Below are 20,730 nucleotides of genomic sequence, written 5' to 3'. Positions count from 1 at the left end.
AGGTAGCGCCCTGGGGCGCTACCTGACTGCCTCAGGTCGGTACGCCACTGTGGAAACGGAACTCCGTATCTGGCGACTCGATCAATTCCTGCTCCAGCGCCCTCACCCGCTCCACGGCGCGGCCCACATCCTGGGCATCGCCATACTGGTAGGCCAGCTTCAGGTAACCCTGAAAGTGCCGCGCCTCACTCTTGAGCAAACCGAAGTAGAACTTGCCCAGCTCCTCATCCAGATGCGGCACCAGAGCCTCGAAACGCTCGCAGCTGCGCGCCTCGATAAAGGCACCGATCACCAGGGTATCCACCAGCTTGTGCGGCTCATGGGTGCGCACGATCTTGCGCAGGCCCGAGGCGTAACGCGCCGCCGAGACCGGGCGCAGGCCGATCTTGCGCCGCTTCATGATGCGCAGCACCTGCTCGTGATGCACCAGCTCCTCGCGGGCCAGACGCGACATGGCGTTGAGCAGATCGACATAGGTGCTGTACTTGGCCATCAGGCTCAGGGCCGTGCTCGCGGCCTTGAATTCACAGTTCTTGTGGTCGATCAGCAAGGTTTCCTGATCTGCCAGGGCGGCGTCGATCCAGGCATGCGGTGTGCGGCACGCAAGAAAGTCGTGAATTTCGGGGAATTGCATGGAAATGGCTGTCCTGAGAAGCGCAAGCCGGCAACGGCCAGGCTGCGCACAAACTAGGCATGCCTGCAAATATCGATAAATTGAAGGCAATTACGCCGATATGCAGGATTGAAGCGCCATTATACGAATGCCCGCACGAACAACCAGAGCGCCCGTTGACATTGGTCAACTACACAGACAGATTCAGCCATCTATAGTGAACACAAGCCCAACCTTGTCACATGGAGTTAAGCATGCAAGCGATTCGTAGCATTCTGGTGGTAATGGAACCCGATCAGCCGGAAGGCCTGGCCCTCAAGCGCGCCAAGCTGATCGCCGGAGTCACCCAATCGCACCTGCATCTGCTGGTTTGCGACAAGAAACAGGATCACACCGCCTTCCTCAAGGACTTGAGCGGCTTGCTCAGTGGCGAGGGTTATAGCGTCTCTGCCCAGCAGGCCTGGCATGAAAGCCTGCACCAGACCATCATCAGCGTGCAGCAGGCCGAAGGTTGTGGCCTGGTGATCAAGCAACACTTCCCGGACAACCCGCTGAAAAAGGCCATTCTCACCCCCGATGACTGGAAACTGCTGCGCTACTGCCCAGGCCCGGTCTTGCTGGTCAAGACCGACAAGCCCTGGGCGGGCAGCGCCATTCTCGCGGCAGTGGATGTGGGCAACGCCGACTCCGACCACCGCGTACTGCACACCAGCATCGTCAGCCACGGTTTCGATATAGCCGCATTGGCCAAGGCCGACCTCCATGTGATCAGCGCCCACCCGGCCCCCATGCTGTCCGCCGCCGATCCGACCTTCCAGCTCAAGGAAACCATCGAGGCGCGCTACCGTGAGCAGTGCAAGGCCTTCCAGGCCGAGTACGGCATCTCCGATGAACGCCTGCACGTGGTGGAAGGCCCGGCTGACGTGCTGATCCCCCAGGTTGCGCACAAGGTCGGCGCTGGCGTTACCGTGATCGGCACCGTGGCCCGTACCGGTTTGTCCGGCGCCCTGATCGGCAACACCGCCGAGGTCATCCTCGACTCCCTGGAAAGTGACATCCTGGTACTCAAGCCGGAGGAAATCATCGCTCACCTGGAGGAACTGGTGGCGCAGCACTGACAGCCCTCGCGAGTCGCCAAAAGCCACCCTGACCCGGTGGCTTTTCTCGTTTATAACCGCTGCAAGGCTCCATCACGGAGAAACTTCGGCGCCAGGTAGCGTTCATAGTGGGCTTCGGAGAGCAGAAAAAACTCGCGGTCGATGGCATCACGCAGATCCGGCAGCGCCCAGTCGCGAAATTCCGGCAGCAGCGCCATGCCATAGGCATCCAGCTGACTGATTACCCGCGCACCCCGGGCAATCAGCTGGTAAGCCCAGCAATAGGGTGACTGCTGCGGCACGAAACGGATCTGCCGCTGCTCCAGCTGAATGCGCAGGCGCTGGGCATCGAACACTTCCACCTTGGCCTGCATCACCTGAACCAGCAGCGCCTCCAGGCGCGACCAGACCGCCTGCTTCTCGTCCTCGCTGTAACCGTTCCAGTGGGTCACCTCATGGTGAAAGCGCTTGCAGCCACGGCACACCAGATCACCGTAAACGGTGGAGCAAAGGCCGACACAGGGGGTTTTGATACGCTGATTGGACATAACGAGGACAACGGGCACTGGCTGACAGGCTGGCATCTTAGCCCTTTGTCTAAGGCAGATCACCCCCGGATCAGGCGGGGCTTTGACTTAACTTTAACGAAGCTTTCCAGTAGAATCGGCCCGCCTTTAATAGGCGCCAATGTCCGTTGGAAGCTGTTTTCAAAGCGTCACGAGCACAGTCTATCCTGCAGGTTCGATGTTGGTGCCGACCCTTGAGCCATCCTTCAAGCGTCCGCACCAGCCCTCATCAGACCCGACCTGCCGGCGTAAAACTTTGAAAGCAGCTTCTGGAAGGGAGCAACGAAACCTCGGCTAAGCGGCCCATAAAGCCACGAAGCGCCTGGTTTGTTGTTTTCTGGATCGCGTCCCGGACAACCCTTTGGGACCACTGATGAGGGTAATAACTGTGCTTGAAGCCTATCGCAAACACGTAGCAGAGCGTGCCGCTCAGGGTATCGTGCCCCAGCCGCTGAACGCCGAACAAACCGCAGGCCTGGTCGAGCTGCTGAAAAACCCACCCGCAGGCGAAGAAGCATTCCTCGTCGACTTGATCACCAACCGCGTACCGGCGGGCGTGGACGAAGCCGCTTACGTCAAGGCCGGCTTCCTCTCTGCCCTGGCCAAGGGTGAAGCCAGCTCTCCACTGCTGTCCAAGGCCCGCGCCGTTGAACTGCTGGGCACCATGCAGGGCGGCTACAACATCACCACCCTGGTTGAACTGCTGGACGATGCCGAACTGGCCTCCGTTGCCGCCGAGCAACTGAAGCACACCCTGCTGATGTTCGATGCCTTCCACGACGTGGCCGAGAAGGCCAAGGCCGGCAACCAGCACGCCAAGGCCGTGATGCAATCCTGGGCCGATGGCGAGTGGTTCCAGAACCGCCCTGCCGTACCGGAAAAAGTCACCCTGACCGTATTCAAGGTCACCGGCGAAACCAACACCGACGACCTGTCGCCGGCCCCTGATGCCTGGTCCCGCCCGGACATCCCGCTGCACGCCCTGGCCATGCTGAAGATGGCCCGCGACGGCATCAACCCGGACGTACCGGGTTCGGTCGGCCCGATCAAGCAGATGGAAGAACTCAAGGCCAAGGGCTACCCGGTCGCCTATGTCGGTGACGTGGTCGGTACCGGCTCCTCGCGCAAGTCCGCCACCAACTCGGTGCTGTGGTTCTTCGGCGATGACATCCCGAACGTGCCGAACAAGCGCGCCGGTGGCTTCTGCTTCGGCACCAAGATCGCCCCGATCTTCTACAACACCATGGAAGACGCCGGCGCCCTGCCGATCGAATTCGACTGCAGCAACCTGGCCATGGGCGACGTGATCGACGTCTACCCGATCAAGGGCGAAGTGCGCCGCCATGGCAGCGACGAACTGGTCACCAGCTTCCAGCTGAAGACCGACGTACTGCTCGACGAAGTACGCGCCGGCGGCCGTATTCCGCTGATCGTGGGTCGCGGCCTGACCGAGAAGGCTCGCGCCGAGCTGGGTCTGCCTCCGTCCACCCTGTTCAAGAAGCCGGAAGCTCCGGTCGACAGCGGCAAGGGTTTCACCCTGGCGCAGAAGATGGTCGGTCGCGCCTGCGGTCTGGCTGAAGGCCTGGGCGTGCGTCCGGGCACCTACTGCGAACCGAAGATGACCACCGTGGGTTCCCAGGACACCACCGGCCCGATGACCCGCGACGAGCTGAAAGACCTGGCCTGCCTGGGCTTCTCGGCCGACCTGGTGATGCAGTCCTTCTGCCACACCGCGGCTTATCCGAAGCCGATCGATGTGAACACCCACCACACCCTGCCGGACTTCATCATGACCCGCGGCGGTGTGTCCCTGCGTCCGGGCGACGGCATCATCCACAGCTGGCTGAACCGCATGCTGCTGCCGGACACCGTGGGTACCGGTGGCGACTCGCACACCCGCTTCCCGATGGGCATCAGCTTCCCGGCCGGCTCCGGCCTGGTCGCCTTCGCCGCCGCCACCGGCGTGATGCCGCTGGACATGCCGGAATCCGTACTGGTGCGCTTCAAGGGCAAGCTGCAGCCAGGCATCACCCTGCGTGACCTGGTCCATGCCATCCCTTACTACGCCATCCAGGCTGGCCTGTTGACCGTCGAGAAGAAGGGCAAGAAGAACATCTTCTCCGGCCGCATCCTGGAAATCGAAGGTCTGGACGAGCTGACCGTCGAGCAGGCCTTCGAGCTGTCCGACGCCTCTGCCGAGCGTTCCGCCGCAGGCTGCACCATCAAGCTGCCGGAAAGCGCCATCGCCGAGTACCTGAAGTCCAACATCACCATGCTGCGCTGGATGATCGGCGAAGGCTACGGCGATGCCCGCACCCTGGAGCGCCGCGCCAAGGCCATGGAAGCCTGGCTGGCCAACCCGCAGCTGCTGGAAGCCGACAAGGACGCCGAGTACGCCGCCGTGATCGAGATCGATCTGGCCGACGTCAAGGAGCCCGTACTCTGCGCGCCGAACGATCCAGACGACGCCCGCCTGCTCTCCACCGTCGCCGGTGAGAAGATCGACGAAGTGTTCATCGGTTCGTGCATGACCAACATCGGCCACTTCCGCGCTGCCGGCAAGTTGCTGGACAAGGTCAAGGGTGGCATTCCGACCCGTCTGTGGCTGGCTCCGCCAACCAAGATGGACGCTCACCAGCTGACCGAAGAAGGCTACTACGGCATCTACGGCAAGGCTGGCGCGCGCATGGAAATGCCGGGTTGCTCGCTGTGCATGGGTAACCAGGCGCGGGTACAGACCGGTTCGACCGTGGTTTCCACCTCGACCCGTAACTTCCCCAACCGTCTGGGCGATGCCACCAACGTGTACCTGGCCTCCGCCGAACTGGCAGCGGTCGCTTCGATCATCGGCAAGCTGCCGAGCGTCGAGGAGTACATGCAGTACGCCAAGGATATCGATAGCATGGCTGCCGACGTCTACCGCTACCTGAGCTTCGACCAGATGGCTGAATACCGTGACGCGGCGGCCAACGCCATGATCCCGGTAGTGCAGGCCTGATAGATTGAGGCACTAGCTCGACTGGCAACGGTCGAGCTTACAGCAACAAGCAAACGCCCCGACTGGTTCGGGGCGTTTGCTTATGCGCGCATAAAAATCAGTATTAGACGAGCACCGGAACGGTCTTGGCCATACAGGTGCCGTATCAAGCTGTGCCCCCTCATGCACAAAACAACGCCAGAGGTATCGCAGCAAGCACATCAGCCGTGCAGAAACGACAATGCCCGTATCTTGCGATACGGGCATTGTCTGTTCAGCTTAGCCTAACAAGGCGCTATCAGAAGCGCTCGATATCGGCCGTGCTTTGCAGTTGCTGACGGAACGCAGCGAAATCCTGCTGACCACTACGCGAAGCCAGGAAGCGGGCATACATGGCCTTCTCCTCCTCGCTCAGCGCCTGCTCGGGCTGATTGACGCCATTGAGGCGCAGAATCACGAAGTCGCCATTGTTCAGACTTACTGATGCGAACACGGGCTTGTCGGCGGATTCGGGCTTGGGCATGCGGAACAAGGCCTGCAGAACCTGCGGCTCGATGCCTTCCTGATTGCGCGTAGCCGCTTCGACCACGGCCCAGACCTGACCCAGCTCAGCCTGCTCGACCGGCGTCTGACCCTCACGCAGTGCACTCAGCAACGCCTCACCTTTGACCTTGGCGGCCTCGCTGGCACGCACCTGGGTCAACTGCTGGCGAATACTGTCAGCCACCTGCTCCAGGGCCAGTTGCTCCGGCTTGAGGTGTTCCTTGACCCGCACCACGACCACGGTATCCGGGTCCAGCTCGATCAGACTGCTGTTGCTGCCGTCTTCCAGCACTTCATCACTGAAGGCCGCCTGGATCACCTGACGATTGGCCGTCAGCCCCTCGCCGCCCTCGCGACCGAAGGGCGCACTGACCTGCACCTGCAAACCCAACTCCTGAGCAGGCTGGGCCAGATCGGACGCTTCAAAGGCGGCATCCTCCAGATCCTTGGCCACCTCAACAAAACGCTGCTCGACCTGGCGCGCCTTGAGCTCACGCTTGAGCTTGTCTTCCAGACTGGCAAAGCTCGGCAACTCGGGTGCCTGCACGCCCAGCAGCTTGATCAGGTGCCAGCCGAACTCGCTGCGCACCGGCTCGGAAACGGCGCCTTCGCCCAGAGCATAGAGCGCTTCTTCAAAGGCTGGGTCATAGACACCAGGGCCGGCGAAACCCAGGTCGCCACCATCGGCCGCAGAACCCGGATCATCGGAAAATTCCTTGGCCAGAGCAGCGAAGTCCTCACCCTGTTCGAGACGCTGACGAATGCCATCGAGCTTGGCCTTGGCCTGTTCGTCATTCAACTCGTCCCCGACCTCAACCAGAATATGGGCAGCCTGACGCTGCTCGGCCAGGTTGGCGATCTCCAGCTCGTAGGCTTCTTGCAGGGCCTCGGCGCTGACTTCAACCTGATCGAAGAAGGCATCCTTCTTCAGCTCGACATACTCCAGCACCACCTGCTCAGGACTCATAAAAGCCGAAGCCTGGGCATCGTAGTAGGCCTTGACGTCATCGTCGCTCAGGCTCACCGCGTCGGTATCGGCACTAAAGCGCAGCGTGGCGAAATCGCGAGTCTGACGCTCCAGGCTGGCGAAGGCCTGAACCTCCGCATCGGTCACGAAGCCGCTATTGGCCAGACCGGCACGCAGCTGACCGATCAGCATTTCCTGCTCCAGCATCTGCCGGAACTGCAGACGGCTGTAACCCAGCTGGCGAATAACCTGATCATAACGCTCGGCACTGAAACGCCCGTCAACCAGGAACTCCGGCGTTTGCAGGATCAACTGATCCAGCGCCTGCTGGGAAAAGGCGAACTTGGCATCCCGAGCCCCTTGCAGCAGCAGGGTGCGCTCGACCAGACCATTGAGGGCTGCATCACGCAGCAGCTTTTCATCCAGCAACGAGGCATCGAAATCACGCCCCAGCTGTTGCAGCAACTGCCGACGCTGCATTTCCACAGCCTGACCAAGTTCGGTCAGGGTGATCTCTTCACCATTGACCTTGGCGGCATTCTGACTGTTGCTGGTACCGGTAAAGATGGCATCAACACCCGTCAGTGCGAGCAGCGCAACGATAATGCCGATGATGGTTTTGGCAATCCAACCCTGTGAATTGTCCCTGATATTCTGCAGCATGATTCCCCCAGAACGGCTGTAAAGGCATAGGCAGCCGTGCAGCGTGGGTAAAGTCCGGATAGAAGAAAGGCGCATCGGAGATGCGCCTTCTCAGAGCATGCGAGCCAGATTGAACGCTGGTCGCGGCCAGACCTTGCGGCCTGGAGGGCAAGGCCCGATAGACGCTTAGTTAACGGCGTCTTTCAGTGCTTTACCGGCTTTGAAGCCTGGAATCTTGGCAGCAGCGATGCTGATCGGGTTACCAGTTTGCGGGTTGCGACCGGTACGGGCAGCACGCTCTTTAACAGCGAAAGTACCAAAGCCAACCAGTACAACAGAGTCGCCAGCCTTCAGAGCGCCAGTGACGGATTCAATTACTGCGTCCAGCGCGCGGCCAGCAACAGCTTTCGGGATATCAGCAGATGCGGCGATGGCATCGATCAGTTCCGACTTGTTCACTCTTAAGTCCCCTTAATTTCTGTTGAGTTTGTTTCTTGATTTTAGGTGTAAGCAAAGCGGGTGCTGAACGACCTGCCGACACGATAAGAGCCGCTTTATAACAAGGGCTCTAAAAAGGTGTCAAGGAAGCCCTCCGGCTAATGCGTGCTGATTCGCTCCTTGGAATCAGTCTCGCGCTTGTCATCCGTTGCAACTAACTCCGGAGCCGCGTCAGGCAAGGGCTCCGGGGCGTATTGCAGCGCAATTTGCAGGACCTCGTCAATCCATTTAACCGGTTTAATCTGCAAGTCCTGCTTAATATTCTCCGGAATCTCCTTCAAATCGCGCACATTCTCTTCAGGAATGATCACGGTTTTGATCCCACCGCGATGCGCCGCCAGGAGTTTCTCCTTTAAACCACCAATGGCCAGTACCTGACCACGCAGGGTGATTTCCCCGGTCATGGCCACATCGGCGCGCACAGGAATCTGAGTCAGCGCAGAAACCAGCGCCGTGCACATACCAACGCCTGCGCTGGGACCATCTTTGGGCGTCGCCCCTTCCGGCATATGGATATGGATGTCGCGCTTCTCGTAGAAGTCCACTGGCACACCCAGGCTCTGCGCCCGGCTGCGCACCACGGTTTGCGCCGCCGTAATGGACTCAACCATGACATCACCCAGGGAACCGGTCTTGATCAGCTGACCCTTACCCGGCACCACAGCCGCTTCGATGGTGAGCAACTCCCCACCCACCTGGGTCCAGGCCAATCCGGTGACCTGACCGATCTGGTCCTGCTGCTCAGCCAGGCCATAGCGGTATTTGCGCACACCCAAAAAGTGCTCCAGGGCGTCGGCCGTAACCGTGACCTGGAAACGCTTCTCCCGGGCATGCTCCTTGACCGCCTTGCGACAGACCTTGGCCAGCTGCCGCTCAAGGCCGCGCACACCGGCCTCACGGGTGTAGTAGCGAATGATGTCACGGATCGCCGCCTCCTCGAACATCAGCTCACCCTTTTTCAGGCCATTGGCCTGGATCTGCTTGGGCGCCAGGTACTTGGTGGCAATATTGACCTTCTCATCCTCGGTATAGCCGGGCAGACGGATGATCTCCATACGATCCAGCAATGGGCCGGGAATATTCATGGAGTTGGCCGTGCACAGGAACATCACATCGGACAGGTCGTAGTCGACCTCCAGGTAGTGATCGTTGAAATTGTGGTTCTGTTCCGGGTCGAGCACCTCCAGCAGGGCTGAAGCCGGGTCGCCACGCATGTCCTGCCCCATCTTGTCGATCTCATCGAGCAGGAACAGCGGGTTGCGTACGCCAACCTTGGTCATCTTCTGGATCAAGCGGCCCGGCATGGAGCCGATGTAGGTACGGCGGTGACCGCGAATCTCCGCCTCGTCACGCACCCCGCCCAGGGCCATGCGCACGAACTTGCGATTGGTCGCGGTGGCAATGGACTCGGCCAGCGAGGTCTTGCCCACCCCAGGCGGCCCTACCAGGCACAGCACCGGGCCTTTGAGCTTTTTCACCCGTTTCTGCACGGCCAGATATTCAAGAATGCGCTCCTTGACCTCTTCCAGGCCATAGTGATCGGCATCCAGAATGGTCTCGGCCCGGGCCAGATCCAGGCGAACCTTGCTCTCGGCCTTCCACGGCACATTCACCAGCCAGTCGATGTATGAGCGCACCACGGTGGCTTCAGCCGACATCGGCGACATCTGCTTGAGCTTGTTCAGTTCGGCCGTAGCCTTGGCGTGAGCCTCCTTGCTCATACCGGCGTTCTCGATGCGCTTTTTCAGCTCATCCAGCTCGCCCACACCCTCTTCACCATCGCCCAGTTCCTTCTGAATGGCCTTCATCTGTTCATTCAGGTAGTACTCGCGCTGGCTGCGCTCCATCTGCTTCTTGACCCGCCCACGGATGCGCTTCTCCACCTGCAGCAGGTCGATCTCGGCATCCAGTAGAGCCAGCACATGCTCGACCCGCGCCGACAAATCGGTGATTTCCAGGATTTCCTGCTTCTGCTCGATTTTCAGCACCATATGGGCGGCCATGGTATCGACCAGTCGACCCGGCTCATCGATGCCGTTAAGCGAAGCCAGCACCTCGGCCGGAACCTTCTTGCCCAGTTGCACATACTGCTCGAACTGACTGAGCAGGCTGCGCACAAAGACCTCCGCCTCACGCTCGGCGGCATCCACTTCGTCGATCAACTGCACTTCGGCCCGGCAGTGACCGTCGGCCTCGATAAACTGCTCGATCTCACCGCGCTGCTCGCCCTCGACCAGCACCTTGACGGTGCCATCAGGGAGTTTAAGCAACTGCAGCACAGTAGCCACGGTGCCGACCCGGTACAGCCCGGCTTCATCCGGGTCATCGTCAGCCGGATTGCGCTGGGCCACCAGCAGGATCTGCTTCTCGCCAGTCATGGCCGCTTCCAGCGCTTCGATGGATTTTTCGCGCCCGACGAACAGCGGGATGACCATGTGCGGATAGACCACGACATCGCGCAGCGGCAGGAGAGGCAATTCGATGGTTGTCTTCATGATATTCGGCTCTACAGCGGCCATACGGCCTAATTCAGTTGGGAGGACCCTTGCCGTTAAGATGGGGGCAGCCCAAGCAAAAAACAAGCATTGCAGCGGGAAAAGCAAAGGGGCCCGCAGGCCCCTTGCTTACAGCATGTTACGAACGCATCAGGCGTCCGGCGCAGCCTTTGCCGGCGGTTCGCTGTTCTCATAGATCAGCAACGGCTTGGAACTGCCTTCGATCACGCTCTCATCGATCACCACCTTGCTGACATCGGTCTGCGAGGGGATTTCGTACATGGTATCGAGCAGCACACCTTCAAGAATCGAACGCAGACCACGGGCGCCGGTCTTGCGCTCCAGAGCCTTGTGCGCCACAGACTTGAGGGCATCGGGACGGAACTCCAGCTCCACCCCTTCCATCTCGAACAGCTTGGCGTACTGCTTGGTCAGGGCATTCTTCGGCTCGGAGAGAATCTGCACCAGCGCCGCTTCATCCAGCTCATCGAGGGTGGCGATTACCGGCAGACGACCGACGAACTCGGGAATCAGGCCAAACTTGACCAGATCATCCGGCTCCACTGCTCGCAGCGACTCGCCGACCTTCTTGCCCTCTTCCTTGCTGCGCACCTCGGCATTGAAGCCGATGCCGCCCTTGGTCGAGCGCCCCTGGATGACTTTCTCCAGACCGGAGAAGGCACCACCACAGATAAACAGGATATTGCGCGTATCCACCTGCAGGAACTCCTGCTGCGGATGCTTGCGCCCACCCTGCGGCGGCACCGAAGCCACAGTGCCTTCGATCAGCTTGAGCAGAGCCTGCTGCACGCCCTCACCCGACACATCACGGGTAATTGAAGGGTTGTCCGACTTGCGCGAGATCTTGTCGATCTCGTCGATATAGACGATGCCCATCTGGGCCTTTTCCACATCGTAGTCGCACTTCTGCAACAGCTTCTGAATGATGTTCTCGACGTCCTCCCCCACATAACCGGCTTCGGTCAGGGTAGTGGCATCGGCGATGGTGAACGGCACATTGAGCAGGCGGGCGAGGGTTTCAGCCAGCAGGGTCTTGCCCGAGCCGGTCGGCCCGATCAGCAGAATATTGCTCTTGCCGAGTTCAACCTCTTCTTTCTTTTCGCGCTGGTTAAGGCGCTTGTAGTGGTTGTACACCGCTACCGCCAGGATTTTCTTCGCCCGCTCCTGACCGATCACATACTGATCGAGGATGGCGCTGATCTCCTTGGGCGCAGGCAATTTGTGCGCCGTGCTCTCGGCCTGGGCTTCCTGCACCTCCTCGCGGATGATGTCATTGCACAGGTCGACGCACTCGTCGCAGATAAAGACCGAGGGGCCGGCAATCAATTTGCGTACTTCGTGCTGGCTTTTGCCACAGAAGGAGCAATAGAGCAGCTTGCCGTTATCCTCGCCGTTGCGGGTGTCAGTCATTCGATCAATCCAAATCCGGTAGGCTTGAAACACAAGATGAAGGCAAATGCGGGCATTTTCAAGCCCGCAGGGCGGCTCGACATCGCCGAGCGCCCCATGCGAGAGCGACTTAGCTGGCCAGTTGGCGCTTGCTCAGTACCTGATCGATCAGGCCGTACTTGACTGCCTCTTCGCCACTCATGAAATTGTCACGGTCGGTATCGCGGGCAATGACATCGATCGGCTGGCCACAGTGCTCGGCCAGGATCTTGTTCAGACGGTCGCGGATGGTGAGGATTTCACGGGCGTGAATCTCGATATCCGAAGCCTGACCCTGGAAGCCACCCAAAGGCTGGTGGATCATCATGCGCGAATGCGGCAGGCAGTAACGCTTGCCGGCGGCGCCGCCAGCCAGGAGCAAGGCGCCCATACTGCAAGCCTGACCGATGCAGATGGTCGACACGTCGGGCTTGATGAACTGCATGGTGTCGTAGATCGACATCCCGGCAGTGACAGAACCACCCGGCGAGTTGATATAGAGGTGAATATCCTTGTCCGGGTTTTCCGCTTCGAGGAACAGCAGCTGAGCGGCCACCAGGTTGGCCATATAGTCTTCAACCGGGCCAATCAGGAAGATCACCCGCTCCTTGAGCAGGCGCGAATAGATGTCGTAGGCACGCTCACCGCGGGCCGACTGCTCGATCACCATGGGCACCAGGCCGCCAGCGGCTTGGATATCGGGCATTTGCTGCATAAAAGGATTGCGGGACATGCGTGCACTCGCTCCCTAAATAGTCATGTCACAAATACGCATAAGCCAGCGCGGAGGCTGGCTTATGACGTGCTTCTAACGAGGTAAGAATCAGGCAGCTTGCGGGGCTTGCGCAGGCTTGACAGCTTCTTCGTAAGAGACCGCTTTATCGGTCACGTTGGCCTTCTGCAAAACAGTATCTACAACTTGCTCTTCCAGCACAACCGAACGCACTTCGTTCATCTGCTGGTCGTTCTTGTAGTACCAGGCCACAACCTGCTCGGGCTCCTGATAAGCCGAGGCCATCTCCTCGATCATCTCGCGCACGCGCTCTTCGTTGGCCTTGAGTTCACCCTGCTTGACGACTTCGGCAACGACCAGACCCAACACCACGCGACGCTTGGCCTGCTCTTCGAACAGTTCTGCCGGCAGCTGCTCAGGCTTGAGGTTGCCGCCGAACTGCTGCACAGCCTGCACGCGCAGACGGTTTACTTCGTTGCTGATCAGAGCCTTCGGCACTTCGATCGGGTTAGCTGCTAGCAGACCGTCCATCACCTGGTTCTTGACCTTAGATTTGATGGCCTGGCGCAGCTCGCGCTCCATGTTCTTCTTCACCTCGGCGCGGAAACCGTCCAGACCGCCCTCTTTGGCACCGAACAGGGCAAAGAAGTCTTCATTCAGCTCCGGCAGCTGCGGAGCGGCCACGCTGTTGACGGTCACGGTGAACTCGGCGGTCTTACCGGCCAGGTCCAGGTTCTGGTAGTCCTCGGGGAAAGTCGGGTTGATCACCCGCTCTTCACCGGCCTTGGCACCGACCAGGGCGTCTTCGAAGCCCGGGATCATGCGACCGGAACCCAGTACCAGCTGAGTGCCCTTGGCGCTGCCACCGGCGAAGGCTTCGCCGTCGATCTTGCCGACGAAATCGATGTTCAGCTGATCGCCATTTTCGGCGGCACGCTCAACATTCTCGAAACGGGTGTTCTGCTTGCGCAGGATATCCAGCATGTTGTCAACGTCGGCCTCGGTGACTTCAGCCTGCAGACGCTCAACGGCGATGGACTCGAAACCGGCAACGGTGAACTCGGGGAACACTTCGAAAGTGGCGACGTATTCCAGATCCTTGCCCTTCTCGAAGGACTTCGGCTCAACGGCCGGCGCACCAGCGGGGTTGAGCTTCTGCTCGACAACGGCTTCATAGAAGGTCGCCTGGATCAGGTCACCCAGGGCTTCCTGGCGCGCAGCATCTTCATAACGCTGACGGATGACGCTCATCGGCACCTTGCCAGGACGGAAGCCAGGAACCTTGGCGCGACGGGCAGTCTGCTGCAGACGCTTGTTGACTTCAGTCTCGATGCGCTCAACAGGAACGCCTACGATCATACGGCGCTCAAGAGCAGAAGTGCTTTCAACAGAAACTTGCATGGATATTCCTCGTTGCACAGACATAAGCCGACCGTTTGCCGGCCCCGAATCAAGGGCATGCATTCTAGAGGGTCGATTTGCAGAAGTCACCCTGCTAAGAAGGCAGCAAACGGAGGGAAGCTAAAAGATGGTGCGGACGGAGAGACTCGAACTCTCACACCTTGCGGCGCCAGAACCTAAATCTGGTGTGTCTACCAATTTCACCACGTCCGCGTGGTCAGGCTTTGAAACAAAAACGCCAGGCCTTGGGCCTGGCGTTCTGGAATATGGGGTGGACGATGGGAATCGAACCCACGACACCAGGAGCCACAATCCTGTGCTCTACCAACTGAGCTACGCCCACCATATTGCATGTGTTGCAGTTGCTTGTGCCTAGCTGCCAAGTGGCACGCCCGGCAGGACTCGAACCTGCGACCATCCGCTTAGAAGGCGGATGCTCTATCCAGCTGAGCTACGGGCGCCTATCCATCTGCAAGCGCAGACTTAAAGCTTTCGGCTTGGCGAGAACCTTGCGATTCCTGCTTTGCCGTCTTACCCAGCGCCTGGCTGTGCTCGACAAGCGGGGCGAATGTTATAGAGGCGACAAACACCCGTCAACAGAAAAAGTTAAAAAAATTCAGCGATATAAAGGAGTTACAGGAAAACAGCGGCACCCGCCTTTGCCCCACCGCATGGCCATGCGAGAATACGCGACCTTTTTCCATCCTTTCTTATGGTTAACCAAGCGCAATGACCGCACAACTGATCGACGGCAAAGCGATTGCCGCCAAGCTTCGCCAGCAGATTGCCCAACGTGTCGCCGAGAGGCGCGAACAAGGCCTGCGCGTGCCGGGCTTGGCTGTCATCCTGGTGGGCAGCGACCCGGCCTCGCAGGTTTATGTTTCGCACAAGCGCAAAGATTGCGAAGAAGTCGGCTTTCTCTCCGAGGCCTATGACCTGCCGGCCGACACCAGCCAGGACGAGCTGATGGCACTGATTGATCGCCTCAACGACGAGCCGAGCATCGACGGCATTCTGGTGCAACTGCCCCTGCCTGAGCACCTGGACGCCTCCCTGCTGCTGGAGCGCATCCGCCCGGACAAGGACGTGGACGGTTTCCACCCCTACAACATCGGGCGCCTGGCCCAACGCATGCCGCTGCTGCGCCCCTGCACCCCCAAGGGCATCATGACCCTGCTGCAGAGCACTGGCGCCGACCTGTACGGCATGCATGCGGTGGTGGTTGGCGCTTCCAATATCGTCGGCCGGCCCATGGCCATGGAACTGCTGCTGGCCGGCTGCACCGTCACCGTGACCCACCGCTTCACCAAGGATCTGCCGACCCATGTGGGTCAAGCCGATATCGTCGTGGTCGCTGCCGGCAAGCCGGGGCTGGTCAAGGGCGAGTGGATCAAGCCGGGCGCCATCGTCATCGACGTGGGCATCAACCGCCAGGCCGACGGCAAGCTGGTGGGCGACGTGACCTTCGAAGCCGCCCTGCCCCGCGCCAGCTGGATCACCCCGGTTCCGGGTGGCGTCGGCCCCATGACCCGGGCCGGCCTGCTGGAAAACACCCTGCATGCCGCCGAGCATCTGCATCCATAAGCAGCATCCATGCAAAAAGGCCCCGACAGTGTCGGGGCCTTTTGCTATTGGGCAAGCAGCAATCAGATCACCGTGGCGCCGCCATCGACCACCAGCGAATGACCGGTGGTAAAGCCTGCCGCATCGCAGCACAGATAGAGCACCGCCGCGGCGATTTCCTCGACCTTGCCGATACGCCCCACCGGGTGCATGGCGGCGGCGAACTCGCCCTTCTTCGGGTCGGCCTCATAGGCGCGGCGGAACATATCGGTGTCGATCACTGCCGGGCAGACCGCGTTGACCCGCACCTTTTTCTTCGCATATTCGACAGCCGCGGATTTGGTCAGGCCGATCACCGCATGCTTGGAGGCGGCGTAGATGCTCATCTTCGGCGCCGCCATCAGCCCGGCCACCGAGGCGGTATTGACGATGGCGCCACCGCCCTGGGCCAGCAGCAGCGGGATCTGGTGCTTCATGCACAACCACACGCCCTTGACGTTGACGCCCATGATGGCGTCGAACTCGGCCTCACTGCCTTCGGCCAGCCTGCCTTTCTCGATCTCGATACCGGCATTGTTGAAGGCATAGTCCAGGCGGCCGTAGGCACCCAGGGTTCGCTCCATCAACACCTTGACCTCGGCCTCGCGGGTCACGTCGCAACGCACGAACAGGGCCTCGCCACCGGCCTCGCGGATCAGCGCGACGGTGCCTTCACCGCCCTGCACGTCGACATCGGAAACCACCACCTGCAGGCCTTCCTGGGCGAAGGCCAGGGCCGTGGCCCGACCAATGCCGGCAGCGCCGCCAGTCACCAGGGCCACACGGCCGGAGAAGCTCAAGCTCATCTGCATATCCTCACAGGATTGGAAACTGCAGCGAGTCTAGCCAGGCGCAAAGATGAACGGCAGCACTATCAGGCTGCCAGTGATGGATTGATTGACCCCAGTGATTAAACCCAACCTGACCAATCAGCAAGATCAATTCAGCATCCCACCAACCACCCCACTCAGGCCTCGGCCACCTCGCCCACCGGCAACCTCATGGGCCGCCAGCGACGCAGCAACATATAAAGGGTGGGAATCACGAACAGGGTGAAGAAGGTGCCCACCAGCAGGCCGCCAACGATCACCAGACCAATCTGCTGGCGGCTTTCGGCACCGGCACCGGTGGCAATGGCCAGGGGCAGCGAGCCCAGCACCATGGCCCCGGTGGTCATCAGAATCGGCCGCAGGCGCTGCACCGAAGCATCGATCACTGCACTGCGCAGCTCATGGCCCTGACGCACCAGCACGTTGGCGAACTCGACGATCAGGATGCCGTGTTTGGTGATCAGACCGATCAGGGTCACCAGACCAATCTGCGAGTAGATATTCAAGGTGCCACCGAACAGGCTCAGGGCCAGCAGGGCGCCAGCCATGGACAGCGGCACACTGAACAGGATGATCAGCGGGTCGCTGAAGCTCTCGAACTGCGCAGCCAGCACCAGGAAGATAAAGGCCAGGGCCAGGGCGAAGATCAACGCCACTCCGGCACTGGACTCCTTGAAATCCCGCGAGGTACCGGTGAAGTCATACTGGGTATCCGGCGGGAACACCTCGCGGGCCGCATTTTCCAGATACTCCAGAGCCTCGCCCAGGGTGTAGCCGGCGCCCACGTTGGCGCTGATGGTTACCGCGCGCAGCTGGTTGAAGTGATTGAGTTCACGGGGCGCCACGGTTTCGCGTACCTCGATCAGGTTGGACAACTGCACCATCTCCCCGTCACGCCCGCGCACATAGACCCGGTCCAGATCCTGCGGGTTGCTGCGGTCGACATCCTGCAGCTGCACCATCACATCGTACTGCTCGCCATTCTGCTTGAAACGGGTCACCTGGCGGCTGCCAAACAGGCTCTCCAGGCTGCGGCCGATGGTGGCCACATCCGAGCCCACCGCCACTGCCTGCTCGCGATTGACCGCGACCTTGAGCTGGGGCGAGTTGAGCTTCAGGTCGCTGTCCAGGCTTTCCAGCCCCGGATACTCGCGCACCCTGTTCAGCAGCTCATCGACATAGCCCTGCAGCTCGGTATATTCCATGGAGGAACGGATCACGAAGTTCACCGGCTGGTTGCGCGCACTCTGCCCCAGGGGCGGGCGGTTGACCGGAAAGGCACGCACCCCGGCGATTTCCTGGAACTTGGGCAGCAGCTCGTTACGGATTTCGAACTGGCTGCGACTGCGATCGCCCCAGTCCTCCAGTTTCATAAAGGAGATGCCCTGGGCCACCGTGGGGAAGCCGGCAATCACCATGTAGCGATTGGTTTCCGGGATACTGGCGTAAGCGGCTTCGAGTTCCCTGGCATAGCGCCCGGTGTAGTTGATGGTGGCACCATCAGGCCCACTGAATACCCCAACTATGGTGCCGGTGTCCTCGGTGGGCGCCAGCTCCGACTTGAGGCCGCTGAACAGCCAGGCGCACAGCACAAAAGCCAGCAGCAACACGCCAAGCACCAGCGGCCAGGCACTCAGGGCGCGCGCCAGGCCATGCTTGTAGCCCAGGGTGATGCGCTCGAGAAAACCCTCGATCAGGTTGTACACCTTGCTGTGCTGTGCACCGGTTTGGTGGGGCTTGAGCATCACCGCGCACATCATCGGGGTCAGGGTCAGGGCGACAAAGCCCGACACCAGCACCGCCCCGGCCAGGGTCCAGGCGAACTCGGTAAACAGCTTGCCGGTGGTGCCTTGCATAAAGCCGATGGGGGCAAACACCGCAGCCAGGGTCAGGGTCATGGCGATGACCGCGAAGGCGATCTCGCGGCTGCCCTTGAGCGCCGCCTGCAGCGGCGCCATGCCCTCTTCGATATGCCGGTGAATGTTCTCCAGCATGACAATCGCATCGTCCACCACCAGACCGATGGCCAACACCATGGCCAGCAGCGTCAGGGTATTGATGGTAAAGCCCATCAGGCTCATCAGGGCGAAGGCGCCGATCAGCGAGACCGGGATGGTCACCAGGGGAATCAGGGTGGCGCGCAGTGAGCGCAGGAAGATAAAGATAATCAGGATGACCAGCGCCACCGCTTCCCAGATGGTGATAAAGACGTTGTCGATGGACTCGCGGATAAACAGCGAGTTGTCGTTGGCCACCTGCATCTCGATGCCTTCTGGCAGCAGGGCACGAACATCGGGCATGGCGGCTTCCAGGCCATCGGAGATTTCCAGGGGGTTGGCCGTGGCCTGCTTGATCACCCCCATGGACACGGCTGGCAGCCCCTTGAAACGCACGATGCTGCGCTCGTCACGGGGACCGATCTCGGCATAACCGACATCGGCCAGGCGCAACAGGTAGCCGCGGCTGTCATCGAGAATCAGCTCGTTGAACTGCTGCGGGGTATTCAGATCGGTTTCCGAGAGCACAGTAAATTCACGCTCGCGGGACTCGATGCGCCCGGCGGGGATTTCCACGTTCTGCCGGCGCAGGGCGTCTTCCACGTCCTGCACCGTCAGGTTATGGGCGGCCAGCTTTTCCGGATCCAGCCAGATGCGCATGGCGTAGGTGCGCCCACCGCGGATCTGCACCTCGGAAACGCCGGGAATGGTCTGCAGGCGATCCTTGATCACCCGCTCCAGCACATCGGTAATTTCCATGGAGCTGTAGCGGTCGCTGTAGAAGGCGATCCAGATCACCGGCTGCGCATCGGCCTCGACCTTTTGCACGATGGGCTCGCGAATCTCCTCCGGGAGCAGGCCACGTACCCGCCCCAGGCGGTCGCGCACATCGTTGGCGGCCTCATCGGAGTTGCTGCCCAGGCGGAACTGGGCGGTGATCTGGGTGTTTTCGCTGCGACTGATGGAGGTGACGAAATCCAGCCCCTCGATCCCCGACAGCACATCCTCCACCGGCTGCGCCACCTGGGATTCCATGATCTCCGGACTGGCACCGGGATAGGTGACGTTGACCGTGACGATAGGCACATCGATATTGGGGTATTCGCGCACACTCAGGCGGTCGTAGGCCATCAGCCCGAGCAACACCACGATCAGCGACAGCACGGTGGCGAACACCGGCCGGCGGATGCAGATGTCCGACAGGGTCATGGCTGGCGCTCCACCGCCTTGGTGCGCACGGGCATGCCGGCGCGCACCTTCTGCCAGCCGGCGCTGATCACGCTTTCATCGCCATTCAGCCCCTCTCGCACCTCGACCTGGCCGTCGAAACGCTTGCCCAGCCTGACCTCGCGCAGCTCGACCTGGCCATCGACCACCAGATTGACCAGCAACTGCTCACCGACCGGCATCACCGCTTCTTCCGGGATGACCAGGGCATTGGCCCGCTCGGCGAGAATCACCGACACCCTGACAAACTGCCCGGGATTCAGGCGGCCATCGGCATTATCAATATGGGCACGGATGGCCTGGCTGCGCCCGGCTTCATCCAGGCGCGGGTTGATGGCGAAGATCTCACCGACAAAACGCTCCCCCGGGTAGGCATCCAGGCTGATCTCGATGGCTTGCCCCAGACGGATCTGGCTGACGGCCTTCTGCGGAATACGAAAATCGACTTTCAGCGGATCAAGGACTTCCAGGTTGACGATATCCTGGCCTTCGCTCAGGTAATCGCCTGGGCTGACCTGACGCAGCCCCAGCACGCCCGCGTAGGGCGCGACAATCTGCGTTTTGTCCAGACGCGCCTGGGACAACGCCAGGGTGGCGCGGGCCGCCTGCTGCTGGGCGCTGGCCTCGTCCAGGGCCTGGGCATTGCTGGCACCGCGCTTGAACAGCATCTGCGCGCGCTGAAAGTTCTTTTCCGCCAGGTTCAGGTTGGCCTGGGCCTGGGCCAGTTCGGCGCGGCTGATGGAATCGTCCAGGCTGACCAGCAAGGCGCCCTCCTCGACCCGCTGGCCCTCGCGAAAATGCAAGCGCGCCAGGCGTCCGGCGATTTCCGGACGAATCATCACCGACTCATCGGAGGCCAAAGAGCCGAAGGTGATCAGTTCATCACGCACCAGCTGCCGCTGCACCTGAACCACTTCCACCATGGGCCCCTGGGCCAGGGCGAAGGAAGAACACAGACTGGCCAGCAGCGCCAGAGGCGTCAGCCAGAGCGCAGTTGAACGGACAAACATATACAACTCCCATGATCCTGTAGAAGCTGAGTCTAACGACCTGGACAGCCCGATCAGCCGCGCAAAGTATTTCCTGATGTTTG

General features: G+C 60.6%; 14 protein-coding genes and 3 tRNA genes. 3 read left to right on the top strand and 14 right to left on the bottom strand.

Going from position 1 to position 20,730, the window contains the following annotated elements; all coding sequences use genetic code 11:
- Nucleotides 1-31: 31 nt before the first annotated feature.
- Nucleotides 32-634 carry a tRNA-(ms[2]io[6]A)-hydroxylase gene (gene miaE / locus GJV18_RS17560; protein WP_160347781.1) on the bottom strand — a complete coding sequence of 201 codons (603 nt, stop codon included), beginning with the start codon at nt 632-634 and terminating at the stop codon, nt 32-34.
- 233 nt (nt 635-867) lie between these two features.
- On the opposite strand from miaE, the gene GJV18_RS17555 reads away from it, so the two are divergent.
- Nucleotides 868-1,731 (top strand): universal stress protein, encoded by an 864-nt coding sequence (locus GJV18_RS17555; protein WP_160347780.1) that lies wholly within the window; start codon nt 868-870, stop codon nt 1,729-1,731.
- 50 nt (nt 1,732-1,781) lie between these two features.
- Here the strand turns inward: GJV18_RS17555 and GJV18_RS17550 are convergent, their stop codons facing one another.
- Nucleotides 1,782-2,258 carry a DUF1289 domain-containing protein gene (locus tag GJV18_RS17550; RefSeq protein WP_160347779.1) on the bottom strand — a complete coding sequence of 159 codons (477 nt, stop codon included), beginning with the start codon at nt 2,256-2,258 and terminating at the stop codon, nt 1,782-1,784.
- 406 nt (nt 2,259-2,664) lie between these two features.
- On the opposite strand from GJV18_RS17550, the gene acnB reads away from it, so the two are divergent.
- Nucleotides 2,665-5,274, top strand: coding sequence for a bifunctional aconitate hydratase 2/2-methylisocitrate dehydratase (gene acnB, locus GJV18_RS17545; protein ID WP_160347778.1), 2,610 nt, complete (start codon nt 2,665-2,667; stop codon nt 5,272-5,274).
- Between the two features lie 277 nt (nt 5,275-5,551).
- Here the strand turns inward: acnB and GJV18_RS17540 are convergent, their stop codons facing one another.
- The 9 genes from GJV18_RS17540 to GJV18_RS17500 form a co-directional block, all read right to left on the bottom strand.
- On the bottom strand, nt 5,552-7,426 hold the full coding sequence (locus tag GJV18_RS17540; protein WP_160347777.1) for a SurA N-terminal domain-containing protein: 1,875 nt from the start codon (nt 7,424-7,426) through the stop codon (nt 5,552-5,554).
- 165 nt (nt 7,427-7,591) lie between these two features.
- A complete protein-coding gene (gene hupB / locus GJV18_RS17535; protein ID WP_010490206.1) occupies nt 7,592-7,864 on the bottom strand; it encodes a nucleoid-associated protein HU-beta in 273 nt (90 codons plus the stop codon).
- A gap of 137 nt (nt 7,865-8,001) precedes the next feature.
- The gene (gene lon / locus GJV18_RS17530; protein ID WP_160347776.1) at nt 8,002-10,398 is read right to left on the bottom strand and encodes an endopeptidase La; all 2,397 of its coding nucleotides are present in this window, start codon (nt 10,396-10,398) and stop codon (nt 8,002-8,004) included.
- Between the two features lie 150 nt (nt 10,399-10,548).
- Entirely contained in the window at nt 10,549-11,829 is a 1,281-nt protein-coding gene (clpX, locus tag GJV18_RS17525) for an ATP-dependent Clp protease ATP-binding subunit ClpX (RefSeq protein WP_160347775.1), read from the bottom strand.
- 109 nt (nt 11,830-11,938) lie between these two features.
- Nucleotides 11,939-12,580, bottom strand: a complete 642-nt coding sequence (clpP, locus tag GJV18_RS17520) for an ATP-dependent Clp endopeptidase proteolytic subunit ClpP (protein ID WP_160347774.1) — start codon at nt 12,578-12,580, stop codon at nt 11,939-11,941.
- Between the two features lie 90 nt (nt 12,581-12,670).
- Complete coding sequence (gene tig, locus GJV18_RS17515) at nt 12,671-13,981, bottom strand: trigger factor (RefSeq protein ID WP_160347773.1); 1,311 nt, start codon at nt 13,979-13,981, stop codon at nt 12,671-12,673.
- A 128-nt stretch (nt 13,982-14,109) separates the two neighbouring features.
- Nucleotides 14,110-14,194: transfer RNA gene (locus tag GJV18_RS17510), tRNA-Leu, on the bottom strand.
- 54 nt (nt 14,195-14,248) lie between these two features.
- Nucleotides 14,249-14,324 (bottom strand) — tRNA-His (locus tag GJV18_RS17505).
- A gap of 41 nt (nt 14,325-14,365) precedes the next feature.
- A tRNA-Arg gene (locus GJV18_RS17500) sits at nt 14,366-14,442 on the bottom strand.
- Nucleotides 14,443-14,710: 268 nt separating this feature from the next.
- Between GJV18_RS17500 and folD the strand changes: the two genes are divergently transcribed.
- Nucleotides 14,711-15,565 carry a bifunctional methylenetetrahydrofolate dehydrogenase/methenyltetrahydrofolate cyclohydrolase FolD gene (gene folD, locus GJV18_RS17495; RefSeq protein WP_160347772.1) on the top strand — a complete coding sequence of 285 codons (855 nt, stop codon included), beginning with the start codon at nt 14,711-14,713 and terminating at the stop codon, nt 15,563-15,565.
- Nucleotides 15,566-15,627: 62 nt separating this feature from the next.
- Here the strand turns inward: folD and GJV18_RS17490 are convergent, their stop codons facing one another.
- The 3 genes from GJV18_RS17490 to GJV18_RS17480 form a co-directional block, all read right to left on the bottom strand.
- Entirely contained in the window at nt 15,628-16,389 is a 762-nt protein-coding gene (locus GJV18_RS17490) for an SDR family oxidoreductase (RefSeq protein ID WP_160347771.1), read from the bottom strand.
- 161 nt (nt 16,390-16,550) lie between these two features.
- Nucleotides 16,551-19,619, bottom strand: a complete 3,069-nt coding sequence (locus GJV18_RS17485) for an efflux RND transporter permease subunit (RefSeq protein ID WP_160347770.1) — start codon at nt 19,617-19,619, stop codon at nt 16,551-16,553.
- Complete coding sequence (locus GJV18_RS17480; RefSeq protein WP_160347769.1) at nt 19,616-20,647, bottom strand: efflux RND transporter periplasmic adaptor subunit; 1,032 nt, start codon at nt 20,645-20,647, stop codon at nt 19,616-19,618. The genes GJV18_RS17485 and GJV18_RS17480 overlap by 4 nt, the downstream gene beginning before the upstream one ends.
- Nucleotides 20,648-20,730 lie beyond the last annotated feature (83 nt).

This window comes from Pseudomonas xionganensis, assembly GCF_009763245.1.
Lineage (GTDB): Bacteria > Pseudomonadota > Gammaproteobacteria > Pseudomonadales > Pseudomonadaceae > Aquipseudomonas > Aquipseudomonas xionganensis.
This window is presented reverse-complemented; position numbering and strand designations above follow the sequence as displayed.

What these genes read in the sequence shown, in the direction of transcription:
- miaE (WP_160347781.1), bottom strand. Translation starts at nt 634, where the DNA reads ATGCAATTCCCCGAAATTCACGACTTTCTTGCGTGCCGCACACCGCAT.
- GJV18_RS17555 (WP_160347780.1), top strand. Translation starts at nt 868, where the DNA reads ATGCAAGCGATTCGTAGCATTCTGGTGGTAATGGAACCCGATCAGCCG.
- GJV18_RS17550 (WP_160347779.1), bottom strand. Translation starts at nt 2,258, where the DNA reads ATGTCCAATCAGCGTATCAAAACCCCCTGTGTCGGCCTTTGCTCCACC.
- GJV18_RS17540 (WP_160347777.1), bottom strand. Translation starts at nt 7,426, where the DNA reads ATGCTGCAGAATATCAGGGACAATTCACAGGGTTGGATTGCCAAAACC.
- lon (WP_160347776.1), bottom strand. Translation starts at nt 10,398, where the DNA reads ATGAAGACAACCATCGAATTGCCTCTCCTGCCGCTGCGCGATGTCGTG.
- clpX (WP_160347775.1), bottom strand. Translation starts at nt 11,829, where the DNA reads ATGACTGACACCCGCAACGGCGAGGATAACGGCAAGCTGCTCTATTGC.
- clpP (WP_160347774.1), bottom strand. Translation starts at nt 12,580, where the DNA reads ATGTCCCGCAATCCTTTTATGCAGCAAATGCCCGATATCCAAGCCGCT.
- tig (WP_160347773.1), bottom strand. Translation starts at nt 13,981, where the DNA reads ATGCAAGTTTCTGTTGAAAGCACTTCTGCTCTTGAGCGCCGTATGATC.
- folD (WP_160347772.1), top strand. Translation starts at nt 14,711, where the DNA reads ATGACCGCACAACTGATCGACGGCAAAGCGATTGCCGCCAAGCTTCGC.
- GJV18_RS17490 (WP_160347771.1), bottom strand. Translation starts at nt 16,389, where the DNA reads ATGAGCTTGAGCTTCTCCGGCCGTGTGGCCCTGGTGACTGGCGGCGCT.
- GJV18_RS17485 (WP_160347770.1), bottom strand. Translation starts at nt 19,619, where the DNA reads ATGACCCTGTCGGACATCTGCATCCGCCGGCCGGTGTTCGCCACCGTG.
- GJV18_RS17480 (WP_160347769.1), bottom strand. Translation starts at nt 20,647, where the DNA reads ATGTTTGTCCGTTCAACTGCGCTCTGGCTGACGCCTCTGGCGCTGCTG.